The organism is Lactobacillus nasalidis, from assembly GCF_016587775.1.
GTDB classification, from domain to species: domain Bacteria; phylum Bacillota; class Bacilli; order Lactobacillales; family Lactobacillaceae; genus Lactobacillus; species Lactobacillus nasalidis.
This window is the reverse complement of sequence record NZ_BOCG01000320.1, coordinates 1-497: the sequence shown is the minus strand read 5'-3', so window position 1 is coordinate 497 and position 497 is coordinate 1. Positions and strand designations below refer to the sequence as shown.

Annotated in this window: 1 protein-coding gene; it reads right to left on the bottom strand. The window is 64.2% G+C overall.

The window, feature by feature from the left end; genetic code table 11:
• Positions 1-3: 3 nt before the first annotated feature.
• A partial coding sequence (locus lacNas_RS06075) for a helicase-related protein (RefSeq protein WP_280515431.1) occupies positions 4-497 on the bottom strand: 494 nt, incomplete at its 5' end.

The window sequence follows — 497 nt, the reverse complement described above, 5'->3', positions numbered from 1 at the left end:
GGCTCATCTGCGGTTCATCTCCTTGATTTCCTTGACCGCGGCCCGGATCTGCCGGCTGTAGCGACGGTAGCAAAACAGGACCAGGCCGCCGGGATCATGGCGGTCGCGGCCGACCCGGCCGGCAATCTGCACCAGGCTGGCCGCCGTGTAGATCTCATCGTCAGCGGCCACGATAATCACCCAGACGTGTTTAAAAGTCACCCCCCGCTCCAGGATCGTGGTTGTCAAAAGCAGATCCAGCTGCCCCTGGCGGAACTGCTCCACTTTCTGCAGGCGACCGGGATCCTGGGCATGGACGGTGGCCAGGCGCAAAGCGGGCAAAAGCTGGCTGATGGCCGCGAAATACTGGGGCATTTGCGCGATCCGCGGCAAAAAGACCAGCAGCGGGTGGCCGCTGGCGGCCGCGGCCTTGATCCGCCGGGCCAGCTTCGGATGCAGGCGGCCTTTTTTCAAAAAAGGCCGCGCGTACAGGTCCAGGCGCGGCCCAGGCAAGGGAT